General features: G+C 31.2%; 16 protein-coding genes, 1 tRNA gene and 1 riboswitch. Of the genes, 14 read left to right on the top strand and 3 right to left on the bottom strand.

Features of this window, described 5'->3' with window-relative positions; translation table 11 throughout:
- Positions 1 to 4: 4 nt before the first annotated feature.
- From citF to TCEL_RS08870, 6 genes are read left to right on the top strand one after another with little or no spacing between them, the layout of a single operon-like run.
- Positions 5 to 1546 carry a citrate lyase subunit alpha gene (citF, locus tag TCEL_RS08895; protein ID WP_018663316.1) on the top strand — a complete coding sequence of 514 codons (1542 nt, stop codon included), beginning with the start codon at positions 5 to 7 and terminating at the stop codon, positions 1544 to 1546.
- 4 nt (positions 1547 to 1550) lie between these two features.
- Complete coding sequence (gene citC, locus TCEL_RS08890; protein WP_040683801.1) at positions 1551 to 2576, top strand: [citrate (pro-3S)-lyase] ligase; 1026 nt, start codon at positions 1551 to 1553, stop codon at positions 2574 to 2576.
- Positions 2573 to 3073 (top strand): citrate lyase holo-[acyl-carrier protein] synthase, encoded by a 501-nt coding sequence (gene citX / locus TCEL_RS08885; RefSeq protein WP_018663312.1) that lies wholly within the window; start codon positions 2573 to 2575, stop codon positions 3071 to 3073. The genes citC and citX overlap by 4 nt, the downstream gene beginning before the upstream one ends.
- The gene (gene citG, locus TCEL_RS08880; protein ID WP_018663310.1) at positions 3063 to 3914 is read left to right on the top strand and encodes a triphosphoribosyl-dephospho-CoA synthase CitG; all 852 of its coding nucleotides are present in this window, start codon (positions 3063 to 3065) and stop codon (positions 3912 to 3914) included. The genes citX and citG overlap by 11 nt, the downstream gene beginning before the upstream one ends.
- A gap of 2 nt (positions 3915 to 3916) precedes the next feature.
- Complete coding sequence (gene glsA / locus TCEL_RS08875; RefSeq protein ID WP_018663308.1) at positions 3917 to 4834, top strand: glutaminase A; 918 nt, start codon at positions 3917 to 3919, stop codon at positions 4832 to 4834.
- Between the two features lie 11 nt (positions 4835 to 4845).
- Complete coding sequence (locus TCEL_RS08870) at positions 4846 to 5424, top strand: class D sortase (protein WP_018663306.1); 579 nt, start codon at positions 4846 to 4848, stop codon at positions 5422 to 5424.
- Between the two features lie 3 nt (positions 5425 to 5427).
- Here the strand turns inward: TCEL_RS08870 and TCEL_RS08865 are convergent.
- Positions 5428 to 5501, bottom strand: a tRNA-Gly gene (locus TCEL_RS08865).
- Between the two features lie 158 nt (positions 5502 to 5659).
- Here TCEL_RS08865 and TCEL_RS08860 point away from each other — a divergent pair.
- The 3 genes from TCEL_RS08860 (at position 5660) to TCEL_RS08850 (ending at position 8047) form a co-directional block, all read left to right on the top strand.
- The gene (locus tag TCEL_RS08860) at positions 5660 to 6292 is read left to right on the top strand and encodes a hypothetical protein (RefSeq protein ID WP_018663304.1); all 633 of its coding nucleotides are present in this window, start codon (positions 5660 to 5662) and stop codon (positions 6290 to 6292) included.
- Between the two features lie 147 nt (positions 6293 to 6439).
- A complete protein-coding gene (locus tag TCEL_RS08855) occupies positions 6440 to 7501 on the top strand; it encodes an HD-GYP domain-containing protein (RefSeq protein ID WP_018663302.1) in 1062 nt (353 codons plus the stop codon).
- A gap of 261 nt (positions 7502 to 7762) precedes the next feature.
- Positions 7763 to 8047, top strand: a complete 285-nt coding sequence (locus TCEL_RS08850; RefSeq protein ID WP_040683799.1) for a hypothetical protein — start codon at positions 7763 to 7765, stop codon at positions 8045 to 8047.
- 13 nt (positions 8048 to 8060) lie between these two features.
- Here the strand turns inward: TCEL_RS08850 and TCEL_RS08845 are convergent, their stop codons facing one another.
- A complete protein-coding gene (locus TCEL_RS08845) occupies positions 8061 to 9128 on the bottom strand; it encodes a C40 family peptidase (RefSeq protein WP_018663300.1) in 1068 nt (355 codons plus the stop codon).
- A gap of 183 nt (positions 9129 to 9311) precedes the next feature.
- Between TCEL_RS08845 and TCEL_RS08840 the strand changes: the two genes are divergently transcribed.
- From TCEL_RS08840 to TCEL_RS08820, 5 genes are all read left to right on the top strand, one after another.
- Entirely contained in the window at positions 9312 to 11351 is a 2040-nt protein-coding gene (locus TCEL_RS08840; RefSeq protein ID WP_018663298.1) for an alpha-amylase family glycosyl hydrolase, read from the top strand.
- Positions 11352 to 11520: 169 nt separating this feature from the next.
- Entirely contained in the window at positions 11521 to 11937 is a 417-nt protein-coding gene (locus TCEL_RS08835; protein ID WP_018663296.1) for a secondary thiamine-phosphate synthase enzyme YjbQ, read from the top strand.
- Between the two features lie 2 nt (positions 11938 to 11939).
- A riboswitch (molybdenum cofactor riboswitch) is annotated at positions 11940 to 12057 on the top strand.
- A gap of 1 nt (position 12058) precedes the next feature.
- On the top strand, positions 12059 to 12868 hold the full coding sequence (locus TCEL_RS08830; RefSeq protein ID WP_242823459.1) for an ABC transporter substrate-binding protein: 810 nt from the start codon (positions 12059 to 12061) through the stop codon (positions 12866 to 12868).
- Positions 12869 to 12884: 16 nt separating this feature from the next.
- Entirely contained in the window at positions 12885 to 13574 is a 690-nt protein-coding gene (locus TCEL_RS08825) for an ABC transporter permease (RefSeq protein ID WP_018663292.1), read from the top strand.
- Between the two features lie 2 nt (positions 13575 to 13576).
- Positions 13577 to 14251 carry an ATP-binding cassette domain-containing protein gene (locus tag TCEL_RS08820; protein WP_018663290.1) on the top strand — a complete coding sequence of 225 codons (675 nt, stop codon included), beginning with the start codon at positions 13577 to 13579 and terminating at the stop codon, positions 14249 to 14251.
- Here the strand turns inward: TCEL_RS08820 and TCEL_RS08815 are convergent.
- Positions 14231 to 15325, bottom strand: coding sequence for a Ger(x)C family spore germination protein (locus TCEL_RS08815; protein WP_040683798.1), 1095 nt, complete (start codon positions 15323 to 15325; stop codon positions 14231 to 14233). The genes TCEL_RS08820 and TCEL_RS08815 overlap by 21 nt on opposite strands.
- Between the last annotated feature and the right edge of the window lie 3 nt (positions 15326 to 15328).

The following is a 15328-nucleotide window of genomic DNA, read 5'->3' as shown; positions in this document are numbered from 1 at the left end:
TTTTATGGAAAATATTTTAGGTAGAGTTTTACCAGATTACATAGAGGGCTATGGTGAGGTTAAACCCTTTAGTGGAGCATTTAGTAACTTGGGTGTAAAAGGTAAAAGCCAAGTTTTTGTAAAATGTGTCTCTCCAAGAGATGTTAAGCTTTTGAATTCAATTAGAGAGGCACTTGAGAAATGTGAAATTAAAGATGGTATGACTGTGTCCTTTCACCATCATTTAAGAAATGGAGATTATGTATTAAATATGGTTATGGATGAAATTGCAAATATGGGTATAAAGGACATAAAGGTAGCAGCAAGTTCAATATTTCCTGTTCATGCTCCACTTGTTGAACATATAAAAAATGGAGTTGTAACAGGAATATATGCAAATTATATGTCAGGACCTGTTGCAGAGGCAGTATCGAAAGGATTATTAAAATATCCAGCTATAATGCATACCCATGGTGGAAGAGCAAGGGCAATAGAATCAGGAGATCTGAAGATTGATATAGCATTTATAGCTGCTCCAACCTGTGATGAGTATGGAAATATAAATGGTGTATACGGACCTTCTGCGTGTGGAAGTTTAGGATATGCAATTCCAGATGCTATGTATGCTAAAAGGGTTGTTGCTATAACAGATAATTTAGTTTCTTATCCTGCTTGTCCTATAGAAATAAGTCAGGAATATGTGGATTTTATTGTAAAGGTTGATTCAATAGGTGACCCTAAAGGTATAGTTTCAGGTACTACAAAAATTACAAAGGATCCTGTAGGGCTTAAGATTGCAAAAATGGCGGCACAGGTTATTGAAGCATCTGGGCTACTTAAGGATGGATTTTCATTCCAAACAGGTGCAGGTGGAATTTCTCTTGCTGTTGCAAAATATGTAAGAGATCTGATGAAAAATAAAGGGATTAAGGGAAGTTTTGCAGCAGGTGGAATTACAGGATATATTGTAGATATGTTTGAAGAAGGACTATTTGAAGCTCTATTTGATGTGCAATGTTTTGACTTAAAGGCTGTTGAGTCCTATAGAAGAAATGTGGCACATCAAGGAATGTCGGCATCTCTTTATGGAAATCCACACAATAAGGGAGCTGTTGTAAACAGACTTGATGTAATGATACTTGGTGCAACAGAGATTGATTTAGATTTTAATGTTAATGTAACTACTGGATCAGATGGAATTATTATGGGAGGTTCAGGTGGACATAGTGATACTGCTGCAGGATCAAAGCTTGCAATAGTAGTAACTAAACTTTTAAAAGGAAGACTTCCAATTGTAGTGGATAAGGTTACAACAGTAACAACTCCAGGCGAAACTATAGATGTTGTTGTAACTGAAAGGGGAATAGCAGTAAATCCAAAGAGACAGGATTTAATTGAAAAATTAAAGAATACCAACCTACCTATAATGACAATAGAAGAATTAAAGTCAATAGCTGAAAAAATGGTTGGAGTGCCTGAAAAAATTGAATTTGATGATAAGATCGTTGCAGTTGTAGAATATAGAGATGGAACAGTTATAGATGTTGTAAAGAAGGTAAAGGAATGATAGCATGGAGTACAGATTTTTAATGGATTTTGAAAGACAAATGGCGGATGAATTTTTAAAATCTATAGGATTAGAACTTGAAAATGATGTTGATGAAACTTTATGCTGTTTTGAAAATGGTCAAATGATAGGAACTTGTTCATATTCAAAAAATGTGATTAAATGTTTTGGCATCAAGGAAGAGTATAGGGGGGAGGGCATAGCCTCCTCTCTAATTACCAAGATTCAAAATAGGATGTTTGATAAGGGGATATACGAATATTTTGTATTCACATTAGATAAAAATGTGCAAATATTTAAATCACTTGGATTTAAAGAAGTTGCCCAAGCAGATTCGGTTGTTCTTCTTGAGGGAGGAATAGCAGATATAAACAAATATTTAAATAACATGTTAAAACAAAGTGGAGTTGATCAAACAAAAAATAGGGCTGCATTGGTTGTAAATTGTAATCCATTTACATTAGGACACCTTTATCTTATTGAAAGGGCTGCAATGGAAAATGAAGAGGTTATTGTTTTTGTAGTTGAGGAGGATAGGTCAGCCTTTCCTACAGACATAAGGTATAGTCTTGTAAAAAAGGGATGTAGCCACTTAAAAAATGTTGTTGTAATAAAGGGAGGAAGGTATATTATATCTTCTAATACTTTCCCATCTTATTTTTTAAGAAAAAAGGACGAAAAATTAAATGTATATACAAAATTAGATGCCACTATCTTTGGAAAGTACATTGCCAAAGTTTTTAATATTAATAAAAGGTATGTAGGCACAGAACCCTACTGTGATGTGACAAATGAATACAATAAAGCAATGCTTTCAGTCCTTCCAAGTTATAATATAGAGGTGTGTTTAGTAGAAAGGCTTACAAAGGATGGTAGGCCGGTTAGTGCATCTATTGTAAGAAAACTTTTAAAGGAAGGTAAGATTGACGAAGTAAAAAATTTAGTGCCTATAACAACATTTGAATTCTTAAATACAGATGAAGGAAAAAGAATAATAGAAAATATAAAAAGGAGAGATTTGCCCCATTGATAAAAATACTAGAGGATAGAGAAAAAAGATATGAGGAAATTTTAAGTTTGATTAAGCAGAGTAGAGGGACAGTGCTTTGTGCTAAAATAAACTATCCCGGTACTAATAAAAATACAAAGCATTCACAAAAGGCCTTTTGTATTTTAAGAAAAGAAATATATAATGAGTTTAAAAAATCTATCATAAAAGAAAAGATACTAAATGGTTATGATGGAGAAAGCATGTTACTTATTATTGATTTACCTGAGGAAGAAGTAAAAAAGAGGAGTATATTTTTAGAGTTAAATCATCCTCTAGGAAGAATATTTGATATAGATGTATATGATAAAAATGGTGAACCATTAAGCAGAAAACAATTTGGATTTAGTGAAAGGCAGTGTATAGTTTGTAATAGATCAGCAAGGGAATGTATTATAAATAAGAGCCATAGTATAGATGAAGTAATAGAAATTATAAACAATGCAGTAGAGGAATATGGAGAGGGTTATGAAAAATGAAAATTTTATTATAAAAATTTCTCAAATAGCACTTGAGTCAACGTTACTTGAGGTTTCAACACATCCAAAACCTGGGTTAGTGACTCCATTTTCAAATGGTTCACATAAAGATATGGATTATGTAACCTTTATTAAAAGTGCCTCTGCCATTGCACCTTATTTTATAGATTTTATTAAGGTAGGATTAAATTATAAGGATCATATTTTAAATAAACTAAGGCCAATAGGAGTAATGGCAGAGAGGGATATGTTTAGAGCAACAAGAGGAGTAAATACCCACAAGGGATTAATATTTTTAATTGGTCTAATATGTGCTGCATCAGGGACTTTATATAGAAAAAAAATAAAAATAGATAGATTGAGTCTATCGTATGAAGTCAAGAGAATTACAGAGGGAATTGTTGAAAGGGAATTGAAAAATATAGAAGATGAAAAGTTAACTAATGGTCAAAGGATATATAAGAAATATGGCTTAACAGGAATTCGTGGAGAAGTTGAAAAAGGGTTAAAGTCTATTATAGAATGTGGACTACCAACTTTTGAAAAATCAATAGGAGTATTAAATTTAAACGATTCCCTTGTTAATACACTACTTGCTTTAATGACAAGGGTTGAAGATACAACTATAGTTCATCGTTCTTCTATAGAAGGTTTGGAGTTTGTAAGAAAATATGCAAAAATGGCTCTAGAAGCTGGCGGGATGCTTACAGAAGAAGGACGTTCAATTATAAATAGAATGGATGAAGATTTCAAAGAAAGGAATATAAGTCCAGGCGGATGTGCAGATATGCTAGCTGCTACATACATGATATACAAAATAGAAAAAGATATGGGGGAATGAGCATGCAAATACTACTATCATCAATTATAAACCATAATAGAAAATATACAGAATTAGGGGAAGTAGCAACATATATTCCAGAGCTTTCAAAGGCAAATAAAAATCATTTAGGGATATATGTAGTTACTCTTGATGGAGAAGAATATGGTGAGGGAGATTTTGATGTAAAGTTCACAATGCAGAGTATTTCAAAGGTTGTGACATTGATGCTTGCACTTTTAGACAATGGACCTGAAAAGGTATTTGAGAAAATAGACATGGAACCTACAGCAGATACTTTTAATTCAATTAGTTCTCTTGAGACAAGAAATCCTCAAAAGCCTCTAAATCCGATGATAAATTCAGGTGCTATTGCAGCTACATCTTTAATTTATGGAGAAAGCTGTGATAAAAAGATAGAAAGAATACTTAAGTTTACTAGAAAGATCACAGGAAACAAGGAGATAGGAATAAATTATGATGTATTTAGATCTGAAAAAGAGACTGGACACAGAAACAGAGCATTGGCTTACTATATGAGAAGCACAGGGGTTTTAACAGGAGATGTAGAAGATATATTAGATGCTTATTTTATGCAGTGTTCTATTGAAGTAACATGTAAAGATATTGCAAGAATAGCAGCAATGCTTGCTAATAATGGAATACTTCCTTGGAGTGGAGAGAGGATTATTCCAGCACAGTATGCAAGAATAGTTAAGACTATTATGGTTACATGTGGAATGTATGATGAATCCGGTGAGTTTGCTGTAAAGGTTGGAATTCCAGGTAAAAGTGGTGTAGGTGGAGGTATTATGGCAGCTGTTCCAAATAGAATGGGAATAGGAGTTTTTGGGCCAGCTTTAAATAAAAAGGGTAATAGCGTAGCAGGGCTTAAAGTTCTTGAGGAGTTATCAAGGGAACTTGACTTGAGCATATTTTAAGGGGGAGATAGATGAAAAAATTAGGTATCTTATTAATAATAATAGGTATTTCAATTTTAGCTTTTGTTGGAATAGAACAGTATATGGCTTATAAAGAAAGAGAAGCACTAATTGAAACTGTGGTGAAAAGTCAAGAAAAAAGAGATTATAAGGAAAATATTAAAGATCAAAATTCAATTCAGTATAATGCTAAAAATCCAGTTGGAATACTTGAAATACCAAAGATAAATTTGGTGGTTCCAATAGTAGAAGGAGCAACGCAAGAAACTTTAAAAAATGCAGTAGGACATATTGAAGGAACAGGGAGACTTGGAGAAATTAATAACAACTATTGTATTGCTGGACATAGATCTCATACAACTGGAAGATTTTTTAACAGACTTGATGAAGTAGAAATAGGAGACCAATTTACAATTAAAACAAAGGACAAACAGTTTATATTTACAGTTGTAAATAAAATGGTTGTAACGCCAGATAAGGTTGAGGTTTTAAATCCTATAGAGGGCAAGTCTTTAGCAACTTTAATAACTTGCCATCCTCTATATAGTAATAGACAGAGGTTGATTGTGGTAGGAGAACTTAAAAAATAAAAATGGAGCAGGTAACGGGAATCGAACCCGCATAGCCAGCTTGGGAAGCTGGAGCTCTGCCATTGAGCTATACCTGCACCTTTATTTTTATTATATCCATAATTAGTAAATTTAATCAATTTCTATAAAATTTAAAATTTACAATTAATCTATATTTTATTAGAAAAAATTGTATTTACATGGGTAATTCTCAAAAGTGCTTTTAATTTTAAGTATTTTTGAGGAGGGGGTTAATATGTTATCTTATTATTTTGAGGATAATATACCATTATTTGGTTGCAGCTTATGTGGAAAATGTGATGGTTTCATAGAATCTACTTCATTAATTCACATAAAAAATAGGGGATGCTGCTGGTATTTTCCTAAGTATACTCTGATGGATTTAAAAAATATACTTTCAATAGGAAGAGTAGATTTCATTCATGAACTTAAGGAAAATGAAAAAACTGTAATCAGCAATTATCATTTAGAGGTAAAGGGTTACTTTGATGAAGAGGGATATAACAATTATGGAGTAAAAACAATAGAAGACTTTGATACTAAACTCTTCTTTAGGCTCTGTCCCTTTTCGACAGAAAAGGGCTGTAGTATAGATTTTAAACTGCGTCCTCATCCATGTAATTTATATTTATGTAGGAAGGTTATAGATTATTGTGGAGACGAATATAGAATGTTTTCAAAGGAGAGAAGGGATTACTATTCCTACATGAATTATTTTAATGAACTACTAAAGAGGGAACTTATAGATAAAAAAATAGATTTAATCAAGGATTTTGACAAGACAATAGAGTTTATTTCAAAATATGAGGTACCGAAATTTGAACCAAGGAAGTTAAATTCATTATCCTTTGCAAGAAGGGCAGGATAGTTGTCCTTCTTTAACTTTTTAGTGCATTAAAATATTAGTTTATTAAAATTAGTTAATTTAAGTAAAATTTTAAATAATTGTATTGATTTTAATTAAAATAAATTTTAAAATAAAAATGTGTCACTTTTTGTTACGAGGTGTAGATTAATGAGACTAGTCAGCATAGAAAGAGTTAAGCCAGGAGACGAGTTAGGACAAAGCATACTTGGAGCAGATGGAGCAATACTTTTAAGAGAAGGTGTAATATTAACAGAAACATATATTAAAAGACTTAAAAGCATAGGTGTAGAGTATCTATATATAAAGGATGACAACCTCGATGACATAAAGGCTCAGGATACTGAGTTTCTACAGCTAAAATCTCAAGCTGTGAGGTCTGTATCTACTGTATTTTCTAAACTTCAATATAATAACGTAAATGAAGTTAGAAATACATTAGATACTATATTAAATATAGTTGAGTATCTGCTTGAAAACAAAGATATAAATTCAACCTATCTTTTAGAACTTAAAACATTTGATAATTATACATTTATACACTCATTAAATACATGTGTATTGGCCCTATTTTTTGGAGTTAATTTAAATTATACAAGAAATATGCTTGTGGACTTAGGCATGGGAGCATTGCTTCATGATATAGGAAAGACAAAAATACCTTCAGAGATATTAAATAAAAAAGGCAAGCTTACTCCAGAAGAATTTGAAATAATGAAGAAGCACACTGTTTATGGATATGATATTGTAAAAAATATAAACTACTTAAGTGAAAGAAGTAGATTAGTGGTATTAGAGCATCATGAAAGATATGATGGTTCAGGATATCCAATGCAACTTAAGGGAGAAAACATATCAAAATTTGCAAGGATTGCGTGTATAAGTGATGTTTATGATGCTATTGTAAGTGACAGGGTATATAGAAAGGGATTTTTAGCAAATGAGGCCTATGAGTTTATATTAGGTGGTAGTGGAACATTTTTTGATATGGAATTAGTTAAGATATTTAAGGATAACTTTTCAATATATCCATTGGGCGTATGCGTAAAGCTATCAAATGGTTTAGAGGGATTTGTAGTAAAGCATAACAAGGGTTTACCTGATAAGCCAATTGTAAGGATAATATATGATGAAAGAGGTAATTCAATACAACCTCTTGAGATAGACCTTGCAAAGCAGACCAATATAACTATTGTAAATGTTATAGTTTAAATTTTAAGCCCCATGAATGTTTTTATGTATTAATGGGGCTATATTATTATTATGAAAGAACGTTAATGTTAACTTTTAACTTAAGGTAAAAAAATAAATCCGGAATAAATCCGGATATGGGGAATGAGGGAATATGGAGTTACTTTCTGTTATAAAGATAACATAAAATGAAGGATGAGTCAATAAAAATTTCAAATTTCATTTGTTATAAAATTGAAATCTATATAATATAATAACATAGAGCAAGTTATTGAGTTTATTATGGAAAGGATTTTTTTGTTAGCACTAATAACTGAAGCTATATGGGAAACACTTAAGTTATTTAAACAAAAGGATAAGATTAATTATGATAGAATTGGTGCAACACTAGTAGGCATATTAATATGTATAGCTGCAAAAGTAGACATGTTTTCTATTTTAGGTGAACCATTATCTATTAAATACCTAGGTCCTATTTTAACAGGTATTTTAATTAGCAGAGGTTCTAACTTTATTCATGATCTATTAGGTAGTGTAAGCAGTATGTATCAAAAAAATAAGCCATAGGTTAGCCTATGGCTTATTTTATACGCTTAATTACAGTTATTTTTCTTCCAGCTAGTGAGGATACTTTTACTACATCTCCAGTTCTTGGAGCGTGAATATACATTCCATTTCCAACATATATACCAACATGGCTTATTGGACTATGGAAGAATACTAAATCCCCAGGTTGTGCTTCAGATAAGCTTACTGCTTGTCCGACGGTTGCCTGTTCCCTAGATGTTCTTGGCAAGTTTATTCCAAAATGAGAATATACATATTTTACAAAGCCTGAACAGTCAAAACCTGATGGTGTAGTTCCACCCCATACATAAGGTGTTCCTAAAAATCTCATCGCATATTCAATAACATCATCAGAAGAAAAATTTGTTGAACCTCTTGATGCAGATTTTTGTGTTTTTGCTTTAACTTGATTATATAGCTGATATATTTGAGCTTGATATTTCTTAATCTGATTAGCATACTTTTTCTTTTTAGCTTCAAGCTCAGCAATTAACCTCTGTTGTTCTTTTTTCTTTTCGTTTATAAGGGCAAGTTTTTGTTCGTTTTGTTTTTTAAGTTCAAGTATTTTTGCCTTTGATAATTCTAACTCTTCTTTTTTCTTATTAAGTTCTTCAATACCTTTATTTATTTCTTCGAGAGCATTTATGTCAAATTGGATTATTGTTTTTACAGTTTCTATTCTTGATATAAGATCGCTAAAGCTTGTAAAACCAAGGATTAGTTCAATGTAATTTTCTGTTCCATTCATATACATATTTTTAATTCTTTCATCAGCGATCTTTTTCCTTTTTTCGAATTCTTCCTCAGCTTTTTTTATTTCCTCTTGTTTTAGTTCTATTTCTTCATTTATTCTTTGGATTTCATCCTCATTTTTATTTATCTCAAGATGTATTTCATATGCCTGATTATCTATTTCTTCTATAACAGATTCTATCTGTCCAATTTCTTCTAAAACTTGATTATATTCTTCTTTTGTTTCCTGTAGTTGTTGTTCTAGTTGTTGTATTGGGCTTGCAAAGGCTAGGCTTGTACTAAAAATAAAGAATAATGACAAACCTAATGCAATCTTCTTAAGTTTCATATTATACCCCCTTTTCTCCCATGTATATTATAACATGTTTTTATTCATATTGGTATAAAAAAATCGGTATAAATAGTAAACTTTTTATGTATTATGTATAAAAATGTTTTGATATATTGTTTTATTGAAAAAAATGTTTTATAATAGGTATGTGCAATCGTTTGTACAATAAGGAGGCATATTATGAGTAGTTTATTGAAAATATTAAATAGGCTTGAAGAAAATATTGAAAAAGGAAAAAACATTGAGTTTAGGGTACCTGCAATTTGGAATTCATTTGGTTATAAGGGATTAAATGAGACAGAAGGAATTATTACAGTCAATCCATATGAATTCTACAGTGAGTGTATAAAAAAGACAATAATACCTCATTATGATAAGGACAAGGATTATAGCAAACCTCTATCTAAATTAGTTCCAACTAGAAGATGGAAGGGATACATTGGTGGAGACTGGATAAAAAGGGCAAATGTATATGGTATGCAAATAAGAACAACAAGTGCTTATGACCATGACGCAAGTGGAGAGTTAGAATTAAATAATAAGTATGGTCTAAAGGATACAGGAACATTCTTAAAGACAATAGCCCTTCTTCCTCACTTAAAAAGAATGGGAATAGATGCAATATACCTACTTCCTATTTCAAAAAACAGTATGAGATATAAAAAGGGAGAGATGGGTTCTCCATATGCTGTTAAAAACTTTTTTGAACTAGATCCTACCTTAAAGGATCCAATGTTAGGAGATGATATTACAATAGATGAAGAATTTAAAGCATTAGTTGAAGCTTGTCACATACTTGGTATAAGAATAATGATAGACATAATACCAAGGACATCTGCAAGGGATAGTGATTTAATCTTTGAACATCCTGAATGGTTTTATTGGGTAAAAATTGATGAATTAGATACATATGCTCCACCATATGTAGAAGGAATTAATGCTGGAGATAAGCCTTCAATAGAAAATCTACCAAAGGTATATGTAAGTGAAAATGTTAAAAAGCACATTAAAAAGTTCTGTAGTGCACCAAATGTAATTGATCCTGAAAAATGGAATAGCATTAAGGAGAAATGTTTAAAGGACAGCAGTTTAGACTTTTTTGAACTAATTCAAGAAGAGTATGGAATAACTACTGCTCCAGCTTTTTCAGACTGTATTAACGATCCACAACCACCTTGGACAGATGTAACATTTTTAAGGCTATACCTTGATAATCCAGAGGAATCTTCAAAATATGTTGATGAAGATCAACCTCCATATATATTATTTGACATAATAAAGTCAAATTTATTTAAAGGAAAACAAAAGAATACTGAACTTTGGGAGAGAATAGCTGATATCATACCAAGCTATCAAAGAAAATATGGTATAGATGGTGCACGTATTGATATGGGACACGCTCTTCCAAAGGAACTTGAAGAAATGATTCTTAAAAACCCAAGAGAATTTGATGAGGACTTCTGCTTTATTGCTGAAGTTTTAGATAATAAAGGAGATGTTTCTGCAAGAGAAGCAGGATACAATATGATTATAGGAACAGCATGGGCTGCTGAACCAAGATTTTATAAGGGAGATTTTAATAAGCTTTTAGAAGAAATGGAGAATTTAAAGGCACCTATTTTTGCAGCTGCAGAAACTCCAGATACTCCAAGAGCAGCATCAAGACTTGGAGGAAAGAAGTTCTCAAAGTTTGTTGCAGTAATGAATGCATTTTTACCAAATGGAGTTCCATTTATAACATCAGGTTTTGAAATACTAGAAAAACAGCCTATGAACTTAGGATTAGATGCAAAGGAAGAGAATAGATACCTATTAGATAAGAATGACCCACTATATGGAAAATTAGCCTTCTTTGATAGATATGCACTTCATTGGGAAAATGCTGAAAATACAGAAGTAATGCGTATTTTAGAGGATGTTTCAAAATTAAGGGCAGAATATATAAATTATATAACAGATTCATCAAACTATGTAAAATGTAAATTACCATATGATAATATATTATCTGTTGCATATAAGGTACGAGAAGGAATATTACTTGTACTTGGTAATATGGATTTTGAAGATTCAATTAAAGTTAATAAGAAAGAGTTAGAAGAGGCTTTAGGTTTAGATATTGCTTCTATAAATTCAATATACAGAGATTTTAAATTTGTAAATAATACAGAAGAAGATATTGTATTAAAATATGGAGAAGTTGCAATTTTTGTTGTTAAGTAATAAAAAGGGTTCTACTAAATATAGCTCCATGCAAGGATTTTTAAGTATTAAAATCCTTACATGGAGCTTTTAAAATAGTCTGTAAGTAGTTTAATAATAATACCATAATAATTAACTTTTGGTATAATATATAAAAACAAACTTTTTATGTTTTAATAGGAGGGATAAAATGAAAAGCTATAGAAAAGAGTTGTGGTTTGAAATACCAAAGAGAAGGGGATTTGTAAATATTACACAGACATTAGAGCAATGCGTTAGAGAAAGTGGTATTAAAGAAGGGCTACTGCTTTGTAATGCTATGCATATAACTGCAAGTGTGTTCATAAATGATGATGAGTCCGGTCTACACCATGATTTTGAAGTTTGGCTAGAAAAGTTAGCACCAGAGAAGCCATATAGCCAATACAAGCATAATGGATTTGAAGATAACGCAGATGCTCATCTTAAAAGAACAATTATGGGAAGAGAAGTTGTGGTAGCCATCACAAACGGTAAGTTAGATTTAGGACCATGGGAGCAAATTTTCTATGGTGAATTTGATGGAATGAGAAAGAAGCGTGTTCTTGTTAAAATAATTGGAGAGTGATATAATTAGTTCAGCTTCGAGCTGTATATCCTAAGGCTTATGCTAAGGAGTACAGCCGATAGGGTATATTTGGAAACAAATATACCTCCCATTTAGGAAAGGAGCTGATCTTGTGAAAAGAATGTTTTTAGTAGTTTTATTAACTTTAATATTGTTATTAAATACATCTTGTACTAAAAAAGCTAATAATGAACTAATATTAGCTACAACAACTAGTACTCGTGATTCTGGGCTTTTAGATTACATATTGCCAGAGTTTGAGAAGGAATATGGGTATAAAGTAAGTGTCATTGCTGTTGGTACAGGACAAGCATTAAGGCTTGGAATGGATGGCAATGCAGATGTTCTTTTAGTTCATTCTAAAGAGGATGAAGAAAGGTTTGTTAAGGATGGCCATGGAACTTACCGCTTTGATGTGATGTATAATGATTTTGTACTTTTAGGTCCAAGTGAAGATAAGGCACACGTAAAGGGTTTATCTTTAGCTTCGCAGGCACTAGAAAGGATATATAAATCTAAAGCCGAATTTGTTTCGAGAGCAGATGAATCTGGAACATATAAGTTTGAAATGAAATTATGGAACAGAGCAAACATTAAGCCCGAGGGTGATTGGTATATAAAGGTTGGAAGAGGTATGGCAGAAACCCTTTTAATGGCTAGTGAAAAAAGAGCTTATACTATTTCAGATAGAGCAACATATCTTACTATGAAGGATAAACTAGATTTAGTAATATTAGTTGAGGGAAGCAAAGATTTAAAAAATCAATATGGCGTTGTAGCAGTCAACCCAAATAAAAATAGCAAAATAAACAAAAAGGGAGCAGAGGATTTTATTAATTGGATTTTATCAGATAAAACTCAAAGATTAATAGGAGAATTTGGAAAAGACAAATTTGGTGAAAGTCTATTCATACCTAATGCCAAAAGGTAAAAGGAGTTGTTTTTAATTGAAGGATATTTATCAGGGAATTATAGGAGCATTAAAGCTTATTATTTCTTTCGATAGAAACATAATAGAGATAGTTCTATTATCTCTTTATGTTTCTTTTATGTCTACAGCAATTTCAAGTTTAATAGGTATTTTTTTAGCTTTGCTTATAACAATAGAGGATTTTAAATTTAAAAAAAGATTAATAAGTATAATTAATACACTAATGTCTATTCCTCCAGTTGTAGCAGGGCTTATAGTATATATTTTATTTTCTAGAAATGGTCCATTAGGTTATATTGGGATATTGTTTACTCCAAAAGCAATGATAGTAGCACAGGTTATTATAATAGTTCCAATAATAACTGGTACAGCAATAAATATAATCAATACAAAGGGAAGTTATATTTTAGATGAATTATATAATCTAAATGCAGATAGAAAAAGTAGATATATATTGATATTTAAAGAATTAAGGCAAAATATATTATCTACAGTATTTTTAGGCTTTTCAAGAGCAATATCTGAGGTTGGTGCAGTTATGCTTGTTGGAGGCAATATTGAACATAAAACAAGAGTTATGACAACTTATATTGTGCTTCAAACGAGCATGGGTAATTTTGATAGAGCAATTGCAATAGGAATTATTTTATTGATTGTCTCTTTTATGGTTAATTTAATAATATCAAAGCTTAATAGGGAGAGTTAATTATGGAGGTATATATTAATAATTTAAGATATAAAACAGGTGGATTTGACCTTGAGATAGAAGGTTTAAATTTAAAGGATGGGAATATATATGGTATATTAGGACCAAATGGTTCTGGTAAGAGTACTTTTTTAAAGATATTAAGTGGTAAAATAAAGGATATAGATGGGAGCATTAAATTCAATATTGAAGAAGAAAATCCCTATACTAAAATTTCAGTGCTTTCTCAAAAACCGTATATTTTTAACTGTTCTGTAGAAGACAACATTAAAATGAGTGTAAAGTGGGCTAAGGCAGATTTAGATAACTTCAATAATATTGTTGAAATTTTAGAGTTAAAGGACTTGCTAAAAAGAAATGCAACAAATCTATCTGGTGGGGAGATGCAGAGGGTAGCAGTAGCAAGGGTTTTATCACAGGATAAGGGGCTTATACTATTAGATGAACCAACTGCTAGTATTGATCCGATTAATACAAGGATTATAGAAAAGGCTATATTAAATAGCAAAAAAAATGATAGATGCATTGTGGTTGTAACCCACAACATCTATCAAGCTTTGAGAATATGCGATAAAATAATATTCATTAACAAGGGGAGGATTGTAGAGGAAATTGACAAAGAGAGCACAAAAGAGAGCAATATAATAAATGAATATTTACTTTATACTTCTTCCTAAATCAACTAGTATAACCTTCACCTTAACGTTTATTTTAGCCTTTTGAAATTCTTCATCACTTAATAGAGGGCTATGTTTTCCAAACTTTGCAGCAGCGTATTTAGTTATATCAAAACAATCTATCTTATAGTTATTTTGAACTTTTTCTATTGTTTTCTCAATCTCTTTACTAATATTTTCTTCAAAGGCTTTTTCTATCTTTTTTGCATCTTTATCGGTTAGGGGTTTATTATTTATTGAGTCTGCCTTTAAAACTCCCTTAAGGGTTAAATCAATATTATAAATTAGTGTGTCTTTGTATTCTACAGAAACATTTACAAAATTTTTAGCCTTAATTGTATAGCATTTTTTAGGGTTGTTATCCTCTAGAACGCTTATATAACCTTCACTTTTTCTACTCCTTAGCATATTTATATAGAAGGCCTCTTCTAATGGGATTTTATGTTTTAATTTACTGCCCTCAAATACGCAAATTGCAGTTACCTTTGGTTTTCCATTATCATCGATAATATAAGGAAGTATAATTCTTCTTCCGCTTTGATTGTACATAAAAAGAAGTTCCTTTATATTTACCTCCCTTGGGAAGAAGTTTGCAAGATAACAAAACTTGAGTATTCCTGCTATTGCTTCAGACATACTTGTGTTGTCTATAGGTGTCATCTTAAAAAAGTGCTCTGTTCTTCCTTCAGTTATTGCAACGTAGGCAAGTTCATTTCTATTTTCATCTCTTATTAGTACTTCAAGTAAATCCTCTATACCATATTTTGCCCTTTCTTCGCTTATTAAATATAATTTTTCTGTACCTACTACGAATTTTTTGCTCATTATTGTTTGTCTATCATTAACTGTATTATAAATGGTTTCTGCTACACCACTAGATATATGACGTTCAATTTCTCCGTCACCCTTAAATACGAACATTTCAATTGGATCACTTATTTTTTTACTTTTTTCCTTATCAATGTCATAGCCTATTCCAATCATTATAGATATGTTTTCAATTGGCTCCATTCCGTAGCAGCTGGAAAATAACAGTATTAATATGTTAAATATTATAAGCAGTTTTTTCTTCATATA

Origin of the sequence: Thermobrachium celere DSM 8682, assembly GCF_000430995.1 — a bacterium.
GTDB lineage: Bacteria > Bacillota > Clostridia > Clostridiales > Caloramatoraceae > Thermobrachium > Thermobrachium celere.
Note: the sequence above shows the minus strand (reverse complement) of the source record. Positions and strands in the feature narration are given on the sequence as shown.

Excerpts from the sequence above, each read along its gene's own strand:
- citF (WP_018663316.1), top strand. The coding sequence starts at position 5 with ATGGAAAATATTTTAGGTAGAGTTTTACCAGATTACATAGAGGGCTAT.
- citC (WP_040683801.1), top strand. The coding sequence starts at position 1,551 with ATGGAGTACAGATTTTTAATGGATTTTGAAAGACAAATGGCGGATGAA.
- citG (WP_018663310.1), top strand. The coding sequence starts at position 3,063 with ATGAAAAATGAAAATTTTATTATAAAAATTTCTCAAATAGCACTTGAG.
- glsA (WP_018663308.1), top strand. The coding sequence starts at position 3,917 with ATGCAAATACTACTATCATCAATTATAAACCATAATAGAAAATATACA.
- TCEL_RS08870 (WP_018663306.1), top strand. The coding sequence starts at position 4,846 with ATGAAAAAATTAGGTATCTTATTAATAATAATAGGTATTTCAATTTTA.
- TCEL_RS08860 (WP_018663304.1), top strand. The coding sequence starts at position 5,660 with ATGTTATCTTATTATTTTGAGGATAATATACCATTATTTGGTTGCAGC.
- TCEL_RS08855 (WP_018663302.1), top strand. The coding sequence starts at position 6,440 with ATGAGACTAGTCAGCATAGAAAGAGTTAAGCCAGGAGACGAGTTAGGA.
- TCEL_RS08850 (WP_040683799.1), top strand. The coding sequence starts at position 7,763 with ATGGAAAGGATTTTTTTGTTAGCACTAATAACTGAAGCTATATGGGAA.
- TCEL_RS08845 (WP_018663300.1), bottom strand. The coding sequence starts at position 9,128 with ATGAAACTTAAGAAGATTGCATTAGGTTTGTCATTATTCTTTATTTTT.
- TCEL_RS08840 (WP_018663298.1), top strand. The coding sequence starts at position 9,312 with ATGAGTAGTTTATTGAAAATATTAAATAGGCTTGAAGAAAATATTGAA.
- TCEL_RS08835 (WP_018663296.1), top strand. The coding sequence starts at position 11,521 with ATGAAAAGCTATAGAAAAGAGTTGTGGTTTGAAATACCAAAGAGAAGG.
- TCEL_RS08830 (WP_242823459.1), top strand. The coding sequence starts at position 12,059 with ATGTTTTTAGTAGTTTTATTAACTTTAATATTGTTATTAAATACATCT.
- TCEL_RS08820 (WP_018663290.1), top strand. The coding sequence starts at position 13,577 with ATGGAGGTATATATTAATAATTTAAGATATAAAACAGGTGGATTTGAC.
- TCEL_RS08815 (WP_040683798.1), bottom strand. The coding sequence starts at position 15,325 with ATGAAGAAAAAACTGCTTATAATATTTAACATATTAATACTGTTATTT.